This is a genomic window from Microcoleus sp. PH2017_35_SFW_U_B, assembly GCF_020737865.1.
Taxonomy (GTDB): Bacteria; Cyanobacteriota; Cyanobacteriia; order Cyanobacteriales; family Microcoleaceae; genus Microcoleus.
This window is the reverse complement of sequence record NZ_JAEQDE010000166.1, coordinates 1-20,224: the sequence shown is the minus strand read 5'-3', so window position 1 is coordinate 20,224 and position 20,224 is coordinate 1. Positions and strand designations below refer to the sequence as shown.

Sequence of the window (20,224 nt, the reverse complement as noted above, 5' to 3'; positions counted from 1 at the left end):
AAACTGTGGTCGTCGGCGCCGTTGGGTTGTGTACCGCCGCAATTGCGACGGTTCCTTCAGAAGAGTAGTTCGCTACGGCTACTGGTAAAGTTTAGTGCTCTGAATTCAGCTCTATAACTTTTGATCGAGAAAGCACCCATAACTTTATGGGTGCTTTTTGCTGATTGGGTAGTTGGTGATGAGTAATCTTCTTTATGCTCTACCATTATTCATTTTGCAAAATGTTAAAGAACATCCCTTTGATCGGCAAAATGCCATTATTCGGACAAGTTAACAGGTTTAAGAAATATCAGGTTGTACTCCAGCAGAGCGAAGAAGACTGCGGGGCGGCTTGTTTGGCTTCGATCGCCAAATTTTACGGACAGAACTTTACCATTAGCCGTTTGCGAGAATCTGCGGGTACAGGCCAAAAGGGGACAACTCTGCTGGGCTTGAAACAAGGCGCTGAGGCGGTGGGCTTTAATGCTCGATCGGTGCGAGCAGCGGCTGCTATTTTAGACAAAATTGACGAAGCACCTTTACCGGCTATTATTCACTGGAGCGGGTACCACTGGGTTGTTTTGTACGGAAAGCAGGGCGACAAATATGCGATCGGCGATCCGGCTGTCGGTATGCGCTATATTTCCAAAGAAGAATTAGCAGCAGGTTGGACAGATTGGCTGTGCTTGCTAGTAGACCCAGATCCCGATCGATTTTTTGCCGAAGCAGACGGCCAACCGCCCGCCAATTCGTTACAAAAATGGATGCGCCGGGTTTGGATTTACCGCCAGCTTTTAATGGAAGCACTGTTGATGAATGTGGTGTTGGGTTTGCTGTCGATTGCTTCACCTTTTCTCGTACAACTGCTCACCGACGACATTTTGGTGCGGGGCGACACGCAACTTTTGGCAAGTGTGGCGATCGCAGTTATAGTTATGAACCTATTTAGCAGCAGTTTAGGATTAGTACAGTCGAACTTAATTGCTCAATTTTCCCAGCGTTTAGAGTTGGGATTGGTCATGGAATTTGGGCGTAAATTCCTGCGATTGCCTTTAAGCTTTTACGAAACCAGACGCAGCGGCGAAATCGTCAGTAGATTACAAGATATCCAAGAAATCAATAAATTAGTTTCTCAATTTGCGATCAGCTTACCAAGTCAATTTTTTATAGCTGTAGTTTCTTTTATTTTCATGTTGTTTTACAGCAAGGAACTGACGCTGGCTGCTACAGTCATCGCTTTATTCATGACTGCCTCTACAGTAGTTTTTCTGCCCGTATTGCAGCAAAAAACGCGGAATTTATTTGTACTGGAAGCAGAAACTCAAGGCGTTTTAGTAGAAACCTTTAAAGGCGCGCTGACAGTCAAAACGACTAGCAGCGCCCAGCAACTTTGGGAAGAATTTCAAGGTCGCTTCGGTCGTTTAGCGAGTCTTACTTTTCGCACTACACAAATTGGCATTCTCAATAATATCTTTTCTGGCTTTGTTGCTTCAGCGGGCAGCATTACCCTGCTGTGGTTGGGCAGCGGGTTGGTGATTGACAAGGCATTGAGTATCGGTCAGTTGCTAGCATTTATTAGCATGAATCAAAACGTTACTACTTGGGTGACTTCCTTGGTCGAATCTACTGATGAAATGGCTCGCGTGCAGACAGCAACTCAACGGCTTTCGGAAGTCATAGATGCTGAACCAGAAAGTAAAAGCGATATTAATAAACCTGTGGTAACGCTTCAAGGCGGCGACGAAATTGTTTGTAAGAGTGTGAATTTTCACTACCCAGGCAGACTTGACTTGTTGGAAAATTTTTCTGTGACCTTTCCGGGCGGTCACGCAATTGCTTTAATCGGTTATTCTGGTTGTGGAAAAAGTACGCTAGCTAAGGTAATTGCTGGTCTGTATCCGCTGCAATCTGGTAATGTGAGAATTGGCGGTTACAATTTGCAGGATTTGTCTCTCGATTGTCTCAGACAGCAGGTGGTTCTTGTTCCCCAAGAAGCTCATTTCTGGAGCCGTTCGATTCTCGATAATTTTCAGTTGGGGAGTCCTGATGCCACTTTTGAACAGATTGTGAAAGCTTGCAAAATTGCCGGGGCGGATGAATTTATAAGCCAATTACCGGATAAATATCAAACTGTTTTAGGGGAGTTTGGGGCGAATATTTCGGGGGGACAAAGACAGAGATTGGCGATCGCCCGTGCCATTCTCAATAACCCGCCCGTGTTGATTCTAGACGAGTCTACCGCAGGGCTAGATCCCGCCAGCGAAGCGGAAGTCTTGGAAAATTTGTTGATGTACCGGCAGGGGAAAACTACGATTTTTATCAGTCACAGGCCCCGAGTGATCGATCGCGCCGATTGGATTATCATGTTAGAACGCGGTCGGTTAAAACTGCAAGGTTCGGCGGCAAAATTGCGATCGATTCCCGGAGATCACTTAGAGTTTTTGGAACCTTAGACAAAATTGCAAAAATAATTAGGACGGGCTAGAAGCCCATCCCACAATAAAAAAAATTGTGGAACGGGCATCTTGCCCGCCCAATCTATGATTGTGGAACGGGCATCTTGCCCGCCCTATGATTGTGGAACGGGCATCTTGCCCGCCCAATCTATGATTGTGGAACGGGCATCTTGCCCGCCCAATCTATGATTGTGGAACGGGCATCTTGCCCGTCCAGCTATTGTTGCAATCTTGTCTAATGCACCCGACAAACTAGGGGAATCGCCTCCTGATTTTCCAACACCAAACCGTACTCCAAACCCTCAACAACCGCCTGACAAGAAGCATCCAAAATATTACCAGAAACCCCAACCGTCGTCCAACGATCGTGGCCGTTACTAAACTCAACAAACACGCGAGTTTTAGCAGAAGTACCCGCACCAGAATCCAGAATTCGCACCTTGTAATCTGTCAGATAAAAATGCGCTATCGCCGGATAAAAATTCACCAAAGCTTTCCGCAAAGCCGCATCTAAAGCCGAAACCGGGCCGTTTCCTTCCGCACATTCCAGAATAATTGTACCGTTGACTGACAATTTCACAGTGGCTAAAGCCGTACAATCTTCGCCAACCTTATCGCAGTGAACTTGAAATCCATGAATTTCAAACCACCGCTGCCGCTTTTCCAAAGCTTCCCGCATCAACAATTCAAAAGACGCCTCAGCACCCTCAAATTGATATCCCTGACTTTCCAAATCTTTCAACTTTTCCAGAATTTGGCGGCAAGCAGGATTTTTGCGATCGAGTTCAATACCAAAAGTCTTAGCCTTCGCCAAAACATTACTCAAACCCGATTGATCCGAAATCACAATTCGCCGGATGTTGCCGATTTTTTCCGGTTCCAAGTGTTCGTAAGTTAACGGATTTTTTTCAACCGCCGATACGTGAATTCCGCCCTTGTGAGCAAAAGCCGAAAGACCGACAAAAGGAGCGTGGTCGTCGGGAGCAAGATTAACAATTTCGCTGACGGAGCGACTGACTTGAGTTAATTTCGCTAATTGCTCATCTTGAATGCAATCATAACCCAACTTGAGCTGAAAATTAGGAATCAAGGAACACAAATTAGCATTACCGCAGCGTTCGCCATAACCGTTAATAGTTCCCTGTACCATCGTCACCCCTTCCCGCACACCAGCCAGAGCATTAGCAACGGCAACTCCAGAGTCGTTGTGAGTGTGAATTCCTAACTGTAAAGATTGAGTTAGTTCAGTTCCTAAAGCCGCTAAAACATCACGCACAACTTGACTAACTTCGTCAGGCAAAGTACCGCCGTTGGTATCGCAAAGCACCAGCCATTCTGCACCAGCATCCGCCGCTGCCATTAAAGTTTTAATCGCATACTCGGGATTGTGTTTGTAGCCGTCAAACCAGTGTTCGGCATCGTAAATAACGCGCCTTCCCTGACTCCGTAAATATTCAATAGTATCTCGAATCATCGCCAGATTTTCTTCTAACGTCGTCTTCAAACTTTCAATTACGTGCAAATCCCACGACTTGCCAAACAGCGTTACCCAGCGAGTCCCCGCAGACAAGATAGGCTGCAACATTTCATCATTGGCTGCCGTTTTTCCCGGTCGTCTGGTCGAACAAAAAGCGACAACTTCTGCTTGAATTAATGGCTGTTCTTTGAGCCGCCAAAAAAATTGTACGTCTTTAGGATTTGCTCCCGGCCAGCCACCTTCAATAAACGGAATTCCTAAACTGTCTAACTGTCGAGCAATTCGCACTTTGTCTTCGAGAGATAAGCAGAGTCCCTCGCACTGAGCGCCGTCTCGCAGCGTGGTATCGTAGATCCAGAGCCGATTTTTCATGGGAATTCTCAATTCTCAATTGGTAATATATCACTTATCATATTAGATGAAATTATTTGAAATAAATGCGATAATATATAGGAAAATTAACATAAATCTAATCGGGGTAAATTACTGTGGTTAAGGTACAAGCGCAAGGAAAAACATTTGAGTGCGATCGCGGATCGAATCTCCGTGAAGTCTTGCTCAAAAACGGCATCGATCTCTACAACGGCAACGCTAAAGTCATCAACTGCCACGGTTTGGGGACTTGTGGCACCTGTGCCGTCACCATCGAGGGCGAAGTTTCCGAGTCCGAGTGGCGTGAAAAAGCGCGACTTTCGATTCCTCCCCATTCTCCCGCATCAAACCGCCGTTTGTCCTGCCAGACTAAGGTTTTGGGCGATATTAAGGTGACAAAATATGATGGTTTTTGGGGCCAGGGCTCGGAAACTGTATGGAAACCTCAAGGATAGATTTTTGGTGCAGGAAGGCTGATAAGCTGTAGTGCATTTAGATTGCATATTTTGGGTGGTGCTGCGAAGCCCACCCCACAAGAAAATATGTAAGACTTGCCCCAAAATTCTAACTGTAAGGTGCGAACACCAGCACCTTACCCTCAAGAAGGCCCCGAGGTAAAAAAGCCAGACAGTCCATAGAAAAGTCAATGAATTCATCTCAAGATATTCTGATTATTGGTGGCGGAATTATCGGCCTTTCCCTAGCAGTTGAACTGAAATTGCGAGGGGCATCTGTCGCTGTTCTTACCGCCGATTCTCCACAACCGACGGCCCGGGCTGCTGCCGGAATGCTCGCTCCCCAAGCGGAACGAATTCCCCCCAGTCCGATGCTGGATTTGTGCTTGCAAAGTCGCGCGCTGTATCCTTCCTGGGTGGAACGCCTGGAAGAGATTACGGGGTTGAAAACGGGGTATTGGCGATCGGGAATTCTCGCACCAGTTTGTCAAAACGATCCTCAACAACAGCCGCTATTGTCAAACCTTAACTCTCATTGGTTAGACAGAGATACTGTTCGCCAGCACCAGTTTGGATTGGGTGAAGAAGTAATCGGTGGTTGGTGGTATCCTGACGACGCTCAAGTGGACAACCGCGCTTTATTTCGGACGCTACAGAGCGCAACCAAAGAATTGCAAATTGAGATTATTCAAGATACTGCAAAGGAAATTATTCGGCATGGAAACCGAGTTTTTGGCGTAGAAACAACGGCAAGAAAATTGCAAGCTGACCGTTATGTTTTGGCGGCAGGGCCTTGGTGTGAGAAGTTATTGAATGTTCCGGTTTTTCCCAGAAAGGGGCAAATGCTGTCAGTGTGCGTACCAAAAGATTGTGCAGTTATGCAGCCATTGCAAACAGTTTTATTCGGGACTGGCATTTATATTGTGCCGCGTCAAGATGGCAGAATTATTATTGGTGCAACTAGCGAGAATGTGGATTTTACCCCTGGAAATACCCCAGCGGGAATCCAAAGTTTGCTAGCAGGAGCGATTAAGTTATATCCCGAATTGCAGAATTATCCGATTCTAGAGTTTTGGTGGGGATTTCGGCCTGCTACGACGGATGAGTTGCCGATTTTGGGTGCTTCTGCTTGGGATAATTTGACATTGGCAACTGGGCATTATCGCAATGGCATTTTGTTGGCTCCGGTGACTGCTAAGTTGTTGGCTGATTTGATGTTAAATCGAAAGTTAGATCCGTTGTTGGCTGCTTTTAATTATGCGAGGTTTGCATTTTCCTGACATTCGGTTTAATCGTTCGGACTTTAGTCCTCTCTTTATAAAGATAAATGAAGCAGGACTAAAGCCCTTACTACGAACTTAATTTTGGCGTAAGTCCAAATTAGTTAGATTCCGTTTTTTTGGGTAGGTTCAATTCCCTGCATTTAAGCGCAGCCAAATCGTAAGCATTTTGGTAATCTTTACCGCCTAACATCACATCGCCGTAATATTCATAGGGTTGATTTCCGTAAACCGGCAGCGGATCGTCTTCTGGATAATCTTCTTTTGATTCGTCTAGAATTGCTTTGAGTTTCTTGACGCTCAATCGCTGGGCGGGGAAGTAATGAATGTCTTGAGCATTGAAGCCAAGATGCGGAAAAGTTGGGTCAACAATGCGCTCGTTGAGTTCAATCCAGCTATACTCGATGGGTTTGTAAGGCGCTCCGGGTGCAGCTAAAAAGCCTTGAACGTAGATTGCGCCTTCGGTGGTTAATGCTGCTTTGGAAGCGTTATCAAAGCAGTTTTTACGGTTGCTTTTAATGCGAGTGGCGATTTCAATAGAAAGCGTCTCGTCTAACAGTTCGCTCATGATTTATTCTAGTTGCGCGTGCGACTAGATTGTAGCAAGTCGGAGCTGCGATCGCAAAAAACGAACGATCGCCAATCACGATCGCTCCTCAAATTCCCGTTTCCACGAGTCGAGCCAAAATCCTCTGCGGTGGTGGATGTTGTGTCACATTTGGGTTTCGGGGGCGGTTTGTCAAAGGCGTAAGCGGGGGTGATACGCGCCGAAAAGTCGATCGCCCGCATCAACTTCCCGGCGGATCGCAAGATTTGGGAGTCGCCGAATGTTTGAGAGTGCGATCGAGTTATCTATTTAGCAAAGTGGCTAAATGCTGCACGGATGGCGATGAACCACACCATCAGGGTTGAGAATAGGTAGAGGTAGAAGCGCAGCAGGATTAGATTGAATGTACAATGAACGATGCTGTGCAAAGCGCGAAAGCCAACGAAGATCCAAGCCGCATTCACATAAACTGCATCTACCTGGTTCGTGATGAAAAGGTATAGCACCAGCGCATAAAACAGGACGGGAATCTCGAACAAATTCTTGAAGTTATCGGACGGATTTGATACCTCTGGTGGCGAGATTTGTGCCAGCATACCAGGTACAGCCAGCTCCTTCGGGGCGAGCTTTGTATTGTTGAGGAAAGTGATACGGCGGATGTAGAGATAAACCCAGACTACCAGTGTCACAAACACCATTGCAAAGAAGGGACTAAAAATTGCATTTTGCATCGTTTTTACCTATAAAACTCAATTGTTCTGAAGATGGGCGGGCGATAAAATGCGCCCTACGCTATGTACAAGAATTGAAGAAACAAAGACTAAGGTAAATCCAATCAGAGGATGGAGTACCTCTAGGTGAAAAGGAGTGTTGAGATGAATGGTCAAAAATTGTAGTCCCAGCAGTACGGGTAGACTTGCGGTGAGACGTTGTATTTGAGGTGAGAATCGAGTCAGCAGCGACCATCCCAGTAATAATAATGACAGCCCGCTATATCCTCGGACTAGCCAAACATGAATATCCCACCATGCAGGATTGACAAAGTAAGCGAATCCAACCGTTAACAATTGAGCAATCAAGCAGAGGTTAAAGACGACTGAAGTCGCATAAAAGCCGATCGGCATCCAACGCATGGGAGTGCGATCGCGCTCAATTTCCGAATTGATGGTCATGTCACGTTATTTTTGATACTTTTGATAATATAAGCTGAGTAATTCAGCAGTCATAGACCCCGATCGGGTACACTTTTCGCTATCACGACGATGACAAATTCCTTACAGCATTTATTTGAAGCAATCAATCAAGTCAAGAATGAACAAGATCTGCGATCGCAAGTCGTGCCGCAAATCGGCGAGTATTTTGCCGCTAAGCGATCGGGAGTCTTTTTCTTTGACCAACTGCCTTTGTTAGATAAAAAATTTCATAAAACCCTGGAAATTGCACTATCGATCGAATATAATCCTATTGCGCGTTATCTAGTTGAGCGCCATGCTCCAGTCCACGAAGCACTGGTAGCATCACCCAAAGTTTGGACGATGATTTGTCCTCGCCCCGATCATTGGCACGTGATGGCGGGCCCGATTGTAAGTTGCGGTCAATTAGTGGGTGTATTCGGTTGCACTCGCGAACAGTCAATGTCTGCTTTTGATGCACAAAATTTAGCAGATTTGAGTGGAATTTGTTTGCACTTATCTGTCTGGAGTGCAACAATGCGATCGCCATACCAGCCTTTCAAAACCAATCGCTTAACGCCTCGTGAATTGGAAATTGCCGAGTTGGTGGCTTTGGGACGAACTAACGCCGAAATTGGGACTGAACTTTGGATTACTGAAAATTCTGTGAAGCAAGCTCTGAAGCGAATGTTCCGCAAGCTTGAGGTTTCATCCCGCGCGCAGATGGTGGCACAACTTTCTGCTACAAAATACGAGCCTAGTGTCAAGCAGTCTGTATCAAATTTGGTGCTCAACGGCGATCGATAACATTTTGCTTGCGCCCTCACCGATTAGCCAACCGTATAGTAGTATGGTATTATTTGATTTTCTGTCAATCACCTGCAATCTAAACTATATTCTCAGCTAAGCACTTATCCACACTACAGACATACTGAATGAAAAGCGCGATCAAAAAGTCGGATTTTGTGCTATCTCCTTACATGAAGAGCAACAATTTCAAAGCTACATACCAACTACTCAATACAGTCATCCCCTATACATTTTTATGGTTTTTAGCATTTAAAGCTGCTGCCATTTCTGTATGGCTGCTGCCACCGATCATCGTGTTGATGACACTCTTTTCAGGACGTTGTTTCTCCTTGATGCACGATTGCGGACACTATTCTCTGTTTAGTTCCAAAAAAGTCAATCGCACAGTGGGTTTTCTGCTAGGTATCATCAATGCAATTCCTCAGTACCCCTGGTCTAGGGGACACGCTTACCATCACAAAAATAATGGTAATTGGGATATGTACCGAGGCCCTTCGGCGTTGATTTCCACCGAAAAGTTTGCGGCACTCAGTCCATTTAACCAAAAGATATATCAGTTGCTCAGACACCCGCTGATGCTGTTTCCTGGTGGCTTTTTCTACCTGATTATCAAACCAAGACTCGCGCTAATATTGGGAATTGCTGGTTTTGTCAGACATACTTTTGATTGTCTCAATCAAGATTTAGGTATGGGTTTATCTAGAATAATTGCTTCCTACAAATCCAAACACTGGTATACGACGGCTGAGTTTTGGGATTTACTCTTCAACAATATTTGTGTGGTGGGTAGCTGGCTTTATCTGGGTAACTTACTTGGGTTTGGGTTTTTCTGGAGTGTTTACTCAATTGTGATGACTTGTTCGGCGGCGATATTTATCTGCATCTTCTTTGTGCAGCATAACTTTGAGGGTTCCTACGCTCACAAGACAGAGGGCTGGGACTATCTGCTTGGTGCGATCGAAGGTAGCAGTTATCTAAAATTACCAACTATTCTCAATTGGTTTTCGGCTGATATTGCTTACCACAATATTCATCATCTGTCTGAGCGAATTCCTAATTACAATCTTCGGGCGTGTCACAATGCTAATTTGCACCTGCTTGGTAATTCAAGAATCCTGACAATTCGCGAGATTCCTGATTGTTTTAAGTTCATTCTTTGGGATGCTGCTTCAGATAGTCTGCAATCGATCGCATCATTTAGACAACAAGTAGAAATAATTTGATTCCCGTACTATGCAACCCAACGATCGGCTTTTCGGGGAAGCTGTCAACTGTCAACTGTCAACTGTCAACTGCTATACATTCTGCTCTGGAAAGAAGGTAAAAAAATGAATTTATTTGTTGTTGTACTTGGAGTTTTGTTTGTACTGCTGGCGATCGCCCTTCTGATCTATTTAATCACGGCTCGCCCTTATCAATCATCGGACTCCGTGGCGAATTCCTACGACGAATGGACGGAAGACGGGATTCTCGAATTTTATTGGGGCGAGCACATCCACTTGGGCCATTACGGTGCGCCGCCACAACGCAAAGATTTCCTCGCAGCTAAATCGGATTTTGTGCATGAAATGGTGCGCTGGGGAGGCTTGGATAAATTACCTGCCGGCACTACAGTCTTAGATGTTGGCTGTGGAATTGGCGGTAGCAGCCGCATTCTGGCGCAGGATTATAAGTTTGCTGTCACGGGAATTACGATCAGCCCGCAGCAAGTTAAACGCGCTCAAGAATTAACTTCCCCAGATCTCGATTTGCAGTTTCGGGTGGATGATGCTATGGCGCTGTCGTTTCCAGATGCGAGTTTTGATGTGGTTTGGTCGATCGAAGCTGGGCCGCATATGCCAGATAAAGCCGTGTTTGCGAAAGAGTTGATGAGAGTCGTCAAGCCCGGTGGCGTGCTGGTTGTGGCTGACTGGAATCAAAGGGACGATCGCAAAATCCCGCTCAATTTCTGGGAGAAACCCGTAATGAAACAACTGCTGGATCAATGGTCGCATCCGGCTTTTTCAAGCATCGAGGGCTTTTCAGAACTTTTAGAAGAAACGGGGTTTGTGGAGGGCGCTGTAACCACCGCAGATTGGACGCAAGAAACTCTTCCTTCCTGGATAGATTCTATCTGGCAAGGTATAGCTAGACCGGCCGGATTAGTGCGTTTTGGTGTATCGGGTTTCATCAAGTCTCTGCGAGAAGTACCGACTCTTTTACTAATGCGTTTAGCCTTTGGTGCGGGGCTTTGCCGCTTTGGAATGTTCCGCGCACTGCGAGCAAATTCGGTAGAAAGAAGACTGGCGGTTGAAACCGCGTCTACACAGGCAAAATGAAACCGCGTCTACACAGGCAAAACCCGCCTCCGCGGGTTGAAGATATTGCAATTAAAATTACGTGGGCTAGAAAGAAGACTGGCGGTTGAAACCGCGGCTAGACAGACAAAACCAGCCTCCGCGGGTTAAAGATATTGCAATTAAAATTACGTTATTCTCTTCAGTCTCGCGTTGCGCGGACTTCGTTTGTGTAGACGCGGTTTCAACCGCCGTCTAGCGGTTTCAACCGCCGTCTTATCTTAGAGATAATTTGAATATGAGCTAGCTCATAGAAAGCTTTGGGAGAATTTGGCAAACTGAGAGTAAGGTTAAATAGGAGGTCAATTTTATGACCAATATTGCTCTCAATTTTAAGACTGCACCGGGGCATGAAGTGCTGGCGGCGGCTGGCAAGAAAATGCTGAGGCCGGGGGGAAAAGTTGCTACGGAAATGTTGTTTGAATGGGCGGATTTTCAAGCGGGCGAAACTGTTTTAGAGTTGGCTGCTAGTTTTGGATATAGTTCGATCGCCCTTGCGGAACGTTTTGGCGTTAAAGTAGTGGGAGTTGAGAAGAATCCCGACAGTGTGGCGCGCGCTCGTGCTAATGTTGCAGCAGCGGGTTTGGGCGATCGAGTCCAAATTGTCGAAGCAGATATTTTTCACTTGGATCGGATTTCCCAAGAGTTTGATTGGGTGTTGGCTGAAGCTATCCTGACGATGCAGTCAGGGTGGGGGAAAGCTAAAATTATATCGGGAATTTGCGATCGGCTAAAACCGGGCGGCAAGTTTCTTTCTCACGAACTTTTAGCTAGAAACCGAGAATCAGAAATTCACAAAGCTTTGTCGGAAGTGATTCGGGCTAATTCAACGCCTTTGTCTGAGTCTGGCCCGATTGCTGTTTGCCAAAACGCGGGTTTGCAAGTAGAAAAGTGTCAAACTGGGGCGATGGGACTCCTCAACTTGCCACGAATGGTTGAAGACGAAGGTTTTGTGGGTACTGTGCGGATTTTGTGGAATATTTTAAGTAAATCGCAAATTCGCGATCGTATTTTAGCAATGCGTCGAGTTTTCCAAAAGTACGATCGCGATTTAGACTACATCATCCTTTGTGCAACAAAACAATATTAAGGGATTCAAAAATCATGACTGCTACTCTTTTACCGTTAGAATCTTCCGCAATCCAACTCCGAGAAGCAATTGAATATCCCGCCGCCGGAGTGCTGAGCAAAATTTTAGTAAAGGACAATAATTGCCAGTATACCCTACTTTGTCTGGCTGCTGGTAGCGAGGTTTCCGAACACTCTTCGCCGCGCAATGCCACAGTTAATGTAGTCGAAGGAAAGGGAATTTTGACTTTGGAAGGTAAGGATATTGTCTTGGAACCGGGGGTGTTTGTTTTTATGCCCGCCCGTGCTCCCCACGCCTTGAAAGCTGAAGAAAACTTGGCGTTTATTTTGACATTTTCGGAGTAAAATAATACTGTCAATTCTGATTAATTTCAAGAAACTAGCATTAGTATTTTATTTGAAAATCAACCTCTCGATCCCCCTAGCCCCCCTTAAGAAGTAGGGTGGTTTTATTGTGAGGATAGGAAATATAAAAATACCAACAGTATCGCTCAAAGGTTGGCTCGCGCTTGGGCCAAGGTACGTAGTTGCGCTCTTAGCGTCTTTCCTAATATTATAAAGAGCGCTGAAGCGCAACTACGTACCTAATTTTTCTGACGACAATAAAACCGCCCTGCCTAGCCCCCCTTAAGAAGGGGGGGACAAGAGCATCAAAGTCGCCACAACGATTCGGGGAACCGAAGTTTTCTTCAAAGTCCCCCTTCTTAAGGGGGATTTAGGGGGATCAAAACTTAGCGATAAACCTACCGAATCAATGTACTTCTTCCCTTCATTAATCTATGTCTTCTCCAGAGGCGATCGCCTCCAGTTGTTTCCAATCCAACACAGTAATTTTTCCGCCTCGACTGTAAGATACAAATGGCTTGAGTTTCTTAAACAACCGCACGCATTCTTCGTAGGTGATGCCAATACTGCGAGCAATTTGATAGTAGGGAAAACGTTTTTCTAAACATACACTATTATCCACAATCTTCGTACCTTGCTCGATGCCAAAGTAATGAATGAATCTCGCCAGCCGCACGATCGCCCTTTCCGACACCAAACCGTGTACAGTCTCGTGCAGTTGCTGCAACCGCTGGTTAAAAACCGCCAATATTCGCAAAGCAATCTCAGGATTTTGCCGAATTGCTGCTAGCAAAAATTCCCGTTCTGTGGTAAGAACTTGCACGTCAGTTTCTGCCGTCACCGTTGCCGACGCAACTCCGTTACCCAGCAAAGCAGGTGCGGCAAAAATATCTCCCTGAAATAAAGTACGCAAAATTGTTTCTTTGCCCGCCGCCGCTGTTTTTGCTACCCGCAGCGAACCGCTCAAAAGCGTGTATAATTTTTCGGGGATGCGATCGCCCTCATACATCACAACTTCTCCCTGTCGGTAACTCCGAATTGCTGTATGTTCTTGCAGTTGCTCTAAATCAGTTCGGTTTAAGCTGGCAAATATCCCAATTTGGGCCAGTTGCTCAACGGTTGCTTTCATAAATTTAACTTGAGCCGGAGTCCATTCAGAGTATCATAGCGGTGAATTCAGAATATATCGAGGCTAGCAGAGCTAGTACCTAGCTAGCGATTAAATAGACAAGGTAGTACACTTGTAGACAAATCTACGATGTACCTGTTCAAACCCTGGGCGATTCCCAAAAAACCTTGGATTGTCAGTAAAGATACTCGCTTGCGCTGGGATGTTTCGGGGAAGTTACCAGCCAAACCTACCCTGTCGGGCGATCGGTGAAATTAGCGTGTTGAGGTCGAACAATGCTTTTATCCATCAAAACAAAGTTAAAATTAAACAAGAGTCAGACAACTGTCATGAGCAAACACGCTGGAATAGCAAGGTTTACTTATAACTGGGGATTGGCTACTTGGAGTTACCTTTATCAAGATGGATTGAAGCCCAATAAATACCTGCTCAAGAAATTCTTTAACAATCATGTAAAGCCTGAGTTCACATGGATTAAAGAGGCGGGAATTTGCCAGAAGATAACTCAATATGCTTTCGACAATCTTGGTGATTCCTTCTCCTTATTTTTCTCAAAAAAAGCTGGATATCCCAAATTCAAGAAAAAGGGCCATCATGATTCCTTCACGATAGACGCAGGTGGAAAACCAATCCCGGTAGGTGGTACGTCCATAAAGTTGCCCACCATCGGCTGGGTAAAAACCTACGAAGGATTGCCTCATACCACCTGCAAGTCAATCACGATATCTCGAACTGCCGACAGTTGGTTTATTGCTTTTGCCTACGAACAGGAGCATGAATCAACTGTAAAGCAACACGATGTCGTGGGTGTTGACCTAGGAGTTAAAGAGTTAGCAACACTTTCAACGGGTGTTGTTTTTCCTAACCCAAAGCATTACAAAACGCATCTCAGTAAATTGCGTAGGCTGTCAAAGGAGTTATCCCAGCGGTAGCGAATCTCAGAAAAAATACTCTCCATCAAATTACTACTTACTTAGGCAAAAACCACGCAACGATAGTAGTAGAAAATTTGAATGTTTCGGGAATGCTAGCTAATCACAAACTAGCTCAAGTTATCGCTGACTGTGGATTCTATGAATTCAAACGTCAGCTAGAATACAAAGCTAAAAAGTTTGGCTGTGAAATAATCATTGCCGACCGCTGGTTCCCTTCGAGTAAAACCTGTTCAAACTGCGGACATATTCAAGATATGCCCCTAAAAGAAAGAACCTACGACTGTGAAAGTTGTGGTCATTCGATGGACAGGGATTTGAACGCAGCAATTAATTTATCGCGCTTGGCTTTCATCGTGAAAGCTTACGGAGGGATAACCGCTCCCATGCTCCCGATGAAGTAAGAAGCAAATGTCTAGACTTGTCTAGGATTTGTATAGCAGAACGCCAGATGCTGAGATTGACGGTGAGATTTCCGAATTTAAGGAGTTGACAAAATCTACTAAAAACATCAGATACCGACTTCAAGAAGGAATCAGCAGGGCAAAGAATCAAGGTGCAGCAGCCGTTATTATTCACATCAACCGAGATAGTTATGAATTTTGGAAGATAAACGATGGCATCAGAAAAGCTTTTTATTCGGACGAAAGACAACTTATCCAGAATATTATATTAGTATTCAACAGCGAAGAAGTACAACAGATTACTAGGGAGGAATGGGAAAATGGAAGACGTTTTTAATGAATTTGAAGAAGTTATACAAACTGGCTTAAAAAATAATATGCCGCGAGAGGCGAAATTGATTACAGTTGGGCAAATTGTTTATGCAGTTACTCGTGATGAGCTGACAAATAAAGAAGGTTTGCAACTGGAAGAGATGTTGGGCGGTAGAGAACAATGGAAAGAGGCACTTGAGTATAGTATTTTTGGCTATCCAGTAGATACAGCAACTCCATCTTTTGATAAACCTCTAATTATTGCCGGCAAAACATTTCATTCTCGCTTGATGACGGGGACGGGAAAATATCGCAGCATTGCAGAAATGCAGCAAAGTGTCAACGCTAGTCGATGCGAAATTGTGACTGTGGCTGTGCGGCGAGTGCAAACAAATGCTCCCGGTCATGAAGGATTGGCAGAGGCTCTTGATTGGACTAAAATTTGGATGCTGCCGAATACTGCCGGTTGTCAAACGGCGGATGAGGCGGTTAGAGTGGCTCGTTTGGGCAGGGAAATGGCGAAGCTTTTAGGGCAGGAAGATAATAATTTTGTTAAGTTAGAAGTGATTCCGGATGCTAAATATTTGCTGCCCGATCCGATCGGCACTTTGCACGCCGCAGAGCAATTAGTCAAAGAAGGTTTTGCCGTTTTGCCTTACATCAATGCCGATCCGCTGCTAGCAAAACGCCTAGAAGAAGTCGGTTGTGCGACTGTCATGCCTTTAGGTTCGCCCATCGGTTCGGGGCAAGGGATCAATAATGCTGCCAATATTCAAATCATTATTGACACGGTGAATATCCCTGTGGTGGTGGATGCAGGGATCGGCACTCCCAGCGAAGCGGCCCAAGCCATGGAAATGGGCGCTGATGCACTTTTGATTAATTCCGCGATCGCCAATGCTCAGAATTCTCCGGCAATGGCCAAAGCAATGGGAATGGCCGCAGAAGCGGGACGTTTAGCGTACTTAGCAGGAAGAATGCCGGTCAAAGATTACGCGATCGCCTCTTCTCCCGAAACAGGTACTGTCACCTCAAAATAAATTCCCGAACTTAAGGGCGGCGATTTGATAGCGTTTTTTGGTAAAGTGATGGCAATCAAAAATATTGAGGATTGTTGCCAATGCCTTATACTACCGAAGAAGACGGACGCTTGAACAACTTTGCCAAAGAGCCGAAGATGTACGACGCCGTACCTCCCAACAAGAACCAGCAACGGAACTACATCATCCTGGGTGTTGCCGCCGCGCTGTTAGTAGCCGGTTTGGTGTTTGTGGCTGCTTCTGTGTAAAAACTGACCTGACACTCAAAGCTGCTTCAAATCGCTATTTTAAATAATCATTCAACAAACCATGTTTCCCAACCAATGGAAACATGGTTTTTGTGTTTCAATAAAAAGCAGGTATAGCCTTTCTCAAAAAGGTGAGGTATGACTGACAGGTTATATAACCACTGAAACCAAGAGGGCTCTCTTCCCAACAACGTCCGCGAATCTTTCTGAGAACCGCTATAGTTGCAACAGTCCTGAAGCGTGCCGAGCGAGCTGGAAGACTAAACAAGACAAGCAGAAATAGGGTTTTTTCCTTTCGGCGTTCAGGTTCAGGGGCGATCGTTGCAATTAATCAGACGGAATCGTCACAAATATAAAAAAATTGCTAATTGAAAATCTACAATCATGCAGGTCATCAACGGTGCGATTGACTGCCGAACTCGTCGGTGTTGCGAGTTAGGAGCGATTTCAACTCTACAATCCCAAATCTAAAATCTACAATCTACATTCCCAAATCTACATTCCCAAATCTAAAATCTAAAATCTAAAATCTAAAATCGCCAGACCGTGATGTCTATTCCTTCCCAAAAAGTTTCTAGCTCGAACAAGCAGATCTATCAACGCTTGAAACAGGCGATCGACCTCAACTTACGCCGTCAAATTTTTATTGCCGCCTGCGACGACCTGTGTTTGCGGGACTGTCTGGCGGCCCGCTTGCAGGCAGAATTAGCCGCCGAGGGCGCCGACTCGATTTCTCGTCCCTACCCGATCGACTATCCCCGATTTGTCAGTTTGGAACTCGACGTGAGCGAGCCCAATCCTTGGGACTCGATCGCCGCATGGCTGACTCAACACCCACTGCCCCGAAACGGCGGCAGCTACAGCCGTTTGCCGGGATTTCAAATTCTCGGGGCCGAACACCTGACCAGGCACTCACCGGCCGTACAGTGGTCGTTCCTGAGCTATTTGAGAGACATCGAAGCAAACCTGCAAATGTGCGAATCTACTCTGTTGCTGTGGGTGTCGCGCCCTTGGTTGAGTTCGATCGAGCAATCGGCCCCGGAATTTTGGCAATGGCGCACCGGAGTATTTGAGTTTGAAGGCGAACCAACTCCAGCTAAGGGCGACTTCGGGCACTCGGAAGACTTCGGACACTCGGAAAACTTCGGAAACTTGCGGGACAACGGAGACTATGGCGACCAACTTTTAAAATATTTAAAGTCTTCTGAAGAATCCTCAATTCCCGATTCCCCATCCCCAATTCCCGATTCCCCATCCCCCATTCCCGATTCCCCATCCCCCATTCCCGATTCCCCATCCCCCATTCCCGATTCCCCATCCCCCATTCCCGATTCCCCATCCCCAATTCCCGATTCCCCATCTCCCATTCCCGATTCTGAACCCGCCACAACAGATTCTAAATCCGTCGAACTGGCAGATTTGGTGCTAGCAGCGGCTTCTCAGGAGTTGGAAGTAGAAGATAATCCCGCATCGGAAGACAATTTTCTGCCGCTGCAAACCCTGCAATATATTGCATTGCTGCAAGAACATGAGTGCTGTTCCGAAGCTTTGGCTTTGGCTTATCACAGTTTGGGAAATTACTACCGCGATCGGATTCTGGGCGGAGATTCCTCCCCGCAAAACCTGACAATTGCCATTCGCGCGATCGAGCAAGTGATTGCATACCTGGAACTCGACGACAACTCCCAGGAAAATCAACCACTAACCGAGGAATGCGCGCGGCTAATTTCCCAATTGACACAAAACTTAACTCAGTACGCCGAGGAGTCCCACAGCCTACCGCCAATTTCCGATCTGATCAACGATCTCGGTACTTTCTACTGGATGCTGTCGCGCGATCGCACGCAGCAGCATAACGCAGCCGATCCGGTATCCTGCCTCGAACGCAGCATCGCCCTCTACCTTGAAGGTTTGAACCGCACAGATGCCGACAGCGCACCCCAAACCCGCGTGAGATTAAACAAAAATTTGGGCATCGCTTCGGCAGATTTAGCCCGCTATCAAGATAAGACAGAGAACTTGCAGCAAGCAGTTGCAGCTTACCAACAAGCGCTACTAGATTTAGACCCGGCGGCGGAGCCCCAGCAGTACGCGGCGGCTCAGAATAATTTGGCGACAGCATACTGGAATTTAGCTCAAGATGGTCAGCCGATCGTCTATCTCAAAAGCGCGATCGCCGCTTACACCCAAGCCCTTTGCTGTTACAGTCCCGATCGAGAACCGCTCAACTATGCCGGAGTCCAAAACAACCTCGGTACCGCTTGCTGGAACCTCGCCCAGCACGAACCCTCAGAACTCTTGTTAGTCAGGGCGATTGATGCCTACCGCGAAGCCTTGAAATACCGCACCCGAGAATTGGTACCCGCAGCAGCAGCAGCCACCTACAACAATCTCGGTACCGCTTATTGGCATTTGGGGAACCAGTTCCAGCAGAAACAGGCCCGGACGGAATCTTTACAGCAGGCGATTACCGCCTACGAAGCTGCACTGGATATCGCCGGCCAGCTCGATCGAACCCAACTCAGCTTTGACACCTGGGCCGCCCGCAACAATCTCGGACTAGCCCACTATCAACTAGCCACAGATCTAGATTTTGGCACCAACAAAGCCGCCCAAACCAGCCATTTAGAAGCAGCACTGCACCACCAGTTGCAAGTGTGCGCCGAATGGGGACAACATCTCAACGACAAAGGGTTAACATATGGAGATAAACTTAACCTGCAAGCCCCGCCAAACTCTCAAGCTGCCGATTCCCGGCAAACTGCATTGAGTTATATTGTGAAAACGATTAGAGCTTTCTATAGCGAATGTGGGCTGCAAGGCCAAAATCTAGCCTTATCCAAAGTACCTGGAGATTTATTGCCTGAAATCTTACGTAGGTTATAAGTATGGCTATAAATATGGCTACAACTATATAAAAGCTCAATTTTTTCGAGATTTGTATCCAGTTTTCTATTATTATGGCTGAATCTTCTTGCCTAATTCTTCAAACAAAGTTGTGGTCATGGCCCCTGTAAAAATCCTTGTGGTTGATGACGACCCGGCAATCCGAAATTTAATTCACCGTTTTTTGAGCCAGCAAGGTTATCAAGTTGAGTCGGCCGGAGACGGTCAGACTGGTCTGGAATTATTTGAGCAACTCAATCCTGACTTAGTAGTTCTAGATGTAAATTTACCCGATACTACTGGCTACAAACTCTGTCAAGAGATGCAAAAACGGACGGGCGTGTTTGTGTTGATGCTGACCAGCCGAACCGATGAAGCTGACAAAATGAAAGGGTTTGCCGAAGGCGCTGACGACTACATTACTAAACCTTTTAGTCTTGTAGAGATTGGAGCTCGCGTTGCAGCAATTTTGAAGCGCAAACGCCTTGTTACTCCGGCTCAACAACAAAGTCTGACCTTTGGAGAGCTACTAATAGATCCCGTCCGGCGCGAGGTAATTCTCGACAGTCAGATAGTTGCTTTGACGGCTTTAGAATTCGACCTGCTGTACTGTTTGGCAAGCAAACCCGGTCGCGTATGGAGGCGATCGGAATTGCTGCAAGAAGTCTGGGACTACGAGTATGTGGGAGCCGATCGCGTGGTGGATGTCCATATCGGTCAAATTCGCCGCAAAATTGAACCAGATACCAACCAAATCTCAATGATTCAAACCGTCCGGGGAGTAGGTTACAAGTTTGAGCCAAAAACCTAGCAGTATTCGGCATTCGGCAGCCGGATCTGTAGGGACAAGGCTGTAGGGGTTTGAAACTGTAACTTAATTTATGGACAAAGCTACCCATCCTTGACTATTTGGGTAGCTTTGTCCGCAACTCGGGCGATCGCACGAGACTATTTG

The 20,224-nt window shown here is 46.2% G+C and carries 20 protein-coding genes and 1 pseudogene; 15 read left to right on the top strand and 6 right to left on the bottom strand.

Going from position 1 to position 20,224, the window contains the following annotated elements; all coding sequences use genetic code 11:
* Positions 1–221 precede the first annotated feature (221 nt).
* On the top strand, positions 222–2,432 hold the full coding sequence (locus JGK36_RS32620) for a peptidase domain-containing ABC transporter (protein WP_293199253.1): 2,211 nt from the start codon (positions 222–224) through the stop codon (positions 2,430–2,432).
* 238 nt (positions 2,433–2,670) lie between these two features.
* Here JGK36_RS32620 and cimA read toward each other — a convergent pair whose 3' ends face one another.
* Entirely contained in the window at positions 2,671–4,284 is a 1,614-nt protein-coding gene (cimA, locus tag JGK36_RS32615; RefSeq protein WP_293186815.1) for a citramalate synthase, read from the bottom strand.
* Between the two features lie 116 nt (positions 4,285–4,400).
* Here cimA and JGK36_RS32610 point away from each other — a divergent pair, with 116 nt between their 5' ends.
* Together JGK36_RS32610 and thiO are read left to right on the top strand one after the other, a co-directional pair.
* A complete protein-coding gene (locus tag JGK36_RS32610; protein WP_293186814.1) occupies positions 4,401–4,739 on the top strand; it encodes a 2Fe-2S iron-sulfur cluster-binding protein in 339 nt (112 codons plus the stop codon).
* Positions 4,740–4,930: 191 nt separating this feature from the next.
* Entirely contained in the window at positions 4,931–6,019 is a 1,089-nt protein-coding gene (thiO, locus tag JGK36_RS32605) for a glycine oxidase ThiO (protein WP_293193584.1), read from the top strand.
* A 100-nt stretch (positions 6,020–6,119) separates the two neighbouring features.
* Here the strand turns inward: thiO and JGK36_RS32600 are convergent, their stop codons facing one another.
* From JGK36_RS32600 to JGK36_RS32585, 4 genes are read right to left on the bottom strand one after another with little or no spacing between them, the layout of a single operon-like run.
* Positions 6,120–6,587 (bottom strand): hypothetical protein, encoded by a 468-nt coding sequence (locus JGK36_RS32600; RefSeq protein ID WP_293193586.1) that lies wholly within the window; start codon positions 6,585–6,587, stop codon positions 6,120–6,122.
* A gap of 8 nt (positions 6,588–6,595) precedes the next feature.
* The gene (locus JGK36_RS32595; RefSeq protein WP_293199250.1) at positions 6,596–6,829 is read right to left on the bottom strand and encodes a hypothetical protein; all 234 of its coding nucleotides are present in this window, start codon (positions 6,827–6,829) and stop codon (positions 6,596–6,598) included.
* Positions 6,830–6,871: 42 nt separating this feature from the next.
* Complete coding sequence (locus JGK36_RS32590) at positions 6,872–7,297, bottom strand: MAPEG family protein (protein ID WP_293186811.1); 426 nt, start codon at positions 7,295–7,297, stop codon at positions 6,872–6,874.
* A gap of 18 nt (positions 7,298–7,315) precedes the next feature.
* Positions 7,316–7,738 (bottom strand): DUF6220 domain-containing protein, encoded by a 423-nt coding sequence (locus JGK36_RS32585; RefSeq protein WP_293186810.1) that lies wholly within the window; start codon positions 7,736–7,738, stop codon positions 7,316–7,318.
* A gap of 90 nt (positions 7,739–7,828) precedes the next feature.
* Between JGK36_RS32585 and JGK36_RS32580 the strand changes: the two genes are divergently transcribed.
* The 5 genes from JGK36_RS32580 (at position 7,829) to JGK36_RS32560 (ending at position 12,318) form a co-directional block, all read left to right on the top strand.
* Entirely contained in the window at positions 7,829–8,545 is a 717-nt protein-coding gene (locus JGK36_RS32580) for a LuxR C-terminal-related transcriptional regulator (protein ID WP_293186809.1), read from the top strand.
* Between the two features lie 128 nt (positions 8,546–8,673).
* Positions 8,674–9,771 (top strand): fatty acid desaturase, encoded by a 1,098-nt coding sequence (locus tag JGK36_RS32575; RefSeq protein WP_293186808.1) that lies wholly within the window; start codon positions 8,674–8,676, stop codon positions 9,769–9,771.
* Between the two features lie 105 nt (positions 9,772–9,876).
* Entirely contained in the window at positions 9,877–10,866 is a 990-nt protein-coding gene (locus JGK36_RS32570; RefSeq protein WP_293201327.1) for a methyltransferase domain-containing protein, read from the top strand.
* A 328-nt stretch (positions 10,867–11,194) separates the two neighbouring features.
* A complete protein-coding gene (locus tag JGK36_RS32565) occupies positions 11,195–11,974 on the top strand; it encodes a cyclopropane-fatty-acyl-phospholipid synthase family protein (RefSeq protein WP_293199244.1) in 780 nt (259 codons plus the stop codon).
* A 14-nt stretch (positions 11,975–11,988) separates the two neighbouring features.
* Positions 11,989–12,318 carry a cupin domain-containing protein gene (locus tag JGK36_RS32560; RefSeq protein WP_293186805.1) on the top strand — a complete coding sequence of 110 codons (330 nt, stop codon included), beginning with the start codon at positions 11,989–11,991 and terminating at the stop codon, positions 12,316–12,318.
* Between the two features lie 427 nt (positions 12,319–12,745).
* Here the strand turns inward: JGK36_RS32560 and JGK36_RS32555 are convergent, their stop codons facing one another.
* Positions 12,746–13,447 carry a Crp/Fnr family transcriptional regulator gene (locus JGK36_RS32555; RefSeq protein ID WP_293186804.1) on the bottom strand — a complete coding sequence of 234 codons (702 nt, stop codon included), beginning with the start codon at positions 13,445–13,447 and terminating at the stop codon, positions 12,746–12,748.
* A 129-nt stretch (positions 13,448–13,576) separates the two neighbouring features.
* On the opposite strand from JGK36_RS32555, the gene JGK36_RS32550 reads away from it, so the two are divergent.
* The 7 genes and pseudogenes from JGK36_RS32550 (at position 13,577) to JGK36_RS32520 (ending at position 20,080) form a co-directional block, all read left to right on the top strand.
* Positions 13,577–13,699, top strand: coding sequence for a hypothetical protein (locus JGK36_RS32550; protein ID WP_293186803.1), 123 nt, complete (start codon positions 13,577–13,579; stop codon positions 13,697–13,699).
* Between the two features lie 23 nt (positions 13,700–13,722).
* Positions 13,723–14,783: pseudogene (locus tag JGK36_RS32545) on the top strand (RNA-guided endonuclease InsQ/TnpB family protein).
* 28 nt (positions 14,784–14,811) lie between these two features.
* Entirely contained in the window at positions 14,812–15,120 is a 309-nt protein-coding gene (locus tag JGK36_RS32540; RefSeq protein WP_293187143.1) for a hypothetical protein, read from the top strand.
* Positions 15,104–16,135, top strand: a complete 1,032-nt coding sequence (locus JGK36_RS32535) for a thiazole synthase (protein WP_293194001.1) — start codon at positions 15,104–15,106, stop codon at positions 16,133–16,135. The genes JGK36_RS32540 and JGK36_RS32535 overlap by 17 nt, the downstream gene beginning before the upstream one ends.
* Positions 16,136–16,215: 80 nt before the next feature.
* Positions 16,216–16,383 (top strand): ssl1498 family light-harvesting-like protein, encoded by a 168-nt coding sequence (locus tag JGK36_RS32530; protein ID WP_293187141.1) that lies wholly within the window; start codon positions 16,216–16,218, stop codon positions 16,381–16,383.
* A gap of 549 nt (positions 16,384–16,932) precedes the next feature.
* Positions 16,933–19,269: a tetratricopeptide repeat protein gene (locus JGK36_RS32525; protein WP_293201326.1), complete on the top strand. Its 2,337-nt coding sequence runs from the start codon at positions 16,933–16,935 to the stop codon at positions 19,267–19,269.
* Positions 19,270–19,387: 118 nt separating this feature from the next.
* Complete coding sequence (locus tag JGK36_RS32520; protein ID WP_293193997.1) at positions 19,388–20,080, top strand: response regulator transcription factor; 693 nt, start codon at positions 19,388–19,390, stop codon at positions 20,078–20,080.
* Positions 20,081–20,224 lie beyond the last annotated feature (144 nt).

Coding starts and splice junctions, on each gene's coding strand:
- JGK36_RS32555 (WP_293186804.1), bottom strand. CDS start 13,447: ATGAAAGCAACCGTTGAGCAACTGGCCCAAATTGGGATATTTGCCAGC.
- JGK36_RS32520 (WP_293193997.1), top strand. CDS start 19,388: ATGGCCCCTGTAAAAATCCTTGTGGTTGATGACGACCCGGCAATCCGA.
- JGK36_RS32575 (WP_293186808.1), top strand. CDS start 8,674: ATGAAAAGCGCGATCAAAAAGTCGGATTTTGTGCTATCTCCTTACATG.
- JGK36_RS32565 (WP_293199244.1), top strand. CDS start 11,195: ATGACCAATATTGCTCTCAATTTTAAGACTGCACCGGGGCATGAAGTG.
- JGK36_RS32535 (WP_293194001.1), top strand. CDS start 15,104: ATGGAAGACGTTTTTAATGAATTTGAAGAAGTTATACAAACTGGCTTA.
- thiO (WP_293193584.1), top strand. CDS start 4,931: ATGAATTCATCTCAAGATATTCTGATTATTGGTGGCGGAATTATCGGC.
- JGK36_RS32530 (WP_293187141.1), top strand. CDS start 16,216: ATGCCTTATACTACCGAAGAAGACGGACGCTTGAACAACTTTGCCAAA.
- JGK36_RS32570 (WP_293201327.1), top strand. CDS start 9,877: ATGAATTTATTTGTTGTTGTACTTGGAGTTTTGTTTGTACTGCTGGCG.
- JGK36_RS32590 (WP_293186811.1), bottom strand. CDS start 7,297: ATGCAAAATGCAATTTTTAGTCCCTTCTTTGCAATGGTGTTTGTGACA.
- JGK36_RS32525 (WP_293201326.1), top strand. CDS start 16,933: ATGTCTATTCCTTCCCAAAAAGTTTCTAGCTCGAACAAGCAGATCTAT.
- JGK36_RS32550 (WP_293186803.1), top strand. CDS start 13,577: ATGTACCTGTTCAAACCCTGGGCGATTCCCAAAAAACCTTGGATTGTC.
- JGK36_RS32620 (WP_293199253.1), top strand. CDS start 222: ATGTTAAAGAACATCCCTTTGATCGGCAAAATGCCATTATTCGGACAA.
- cimA (WP_293186815.1), bottom strand. CDS start 4,284: ATGAAAAATCGGCTCTGGATCTACGATACCACGCTGCGAGACGGCGCT.
- JGK36_RS32560 (WP_293186805.1), top strand. CDS start 11,989: ATGACTGCTACTCTTTTACCGTTAGAATCTTCCGCAATCCAACTCCGA.
- JGK36_RS32600 (WP_293193586.1), bottom strand. CDS start 6,587: ATGAGCGAACTGTTAGACGAGACGCTTTCTATTGAAATCGCCACTCGC.
- JGK36_RS32580 (WP_293186809.1), top strand. CDS start 7,829: ATGACAAATTCCTTACAGCATTTATTTGAAGCAATCAATCAAGTCAAG.
- JGK36_RS32585 (WP_293186810.1), bottom strand. CDS start 7,738: ATGACCATCAATTCGGAAATTGAGCGCGATCGCACTCCCATGCGTTGG.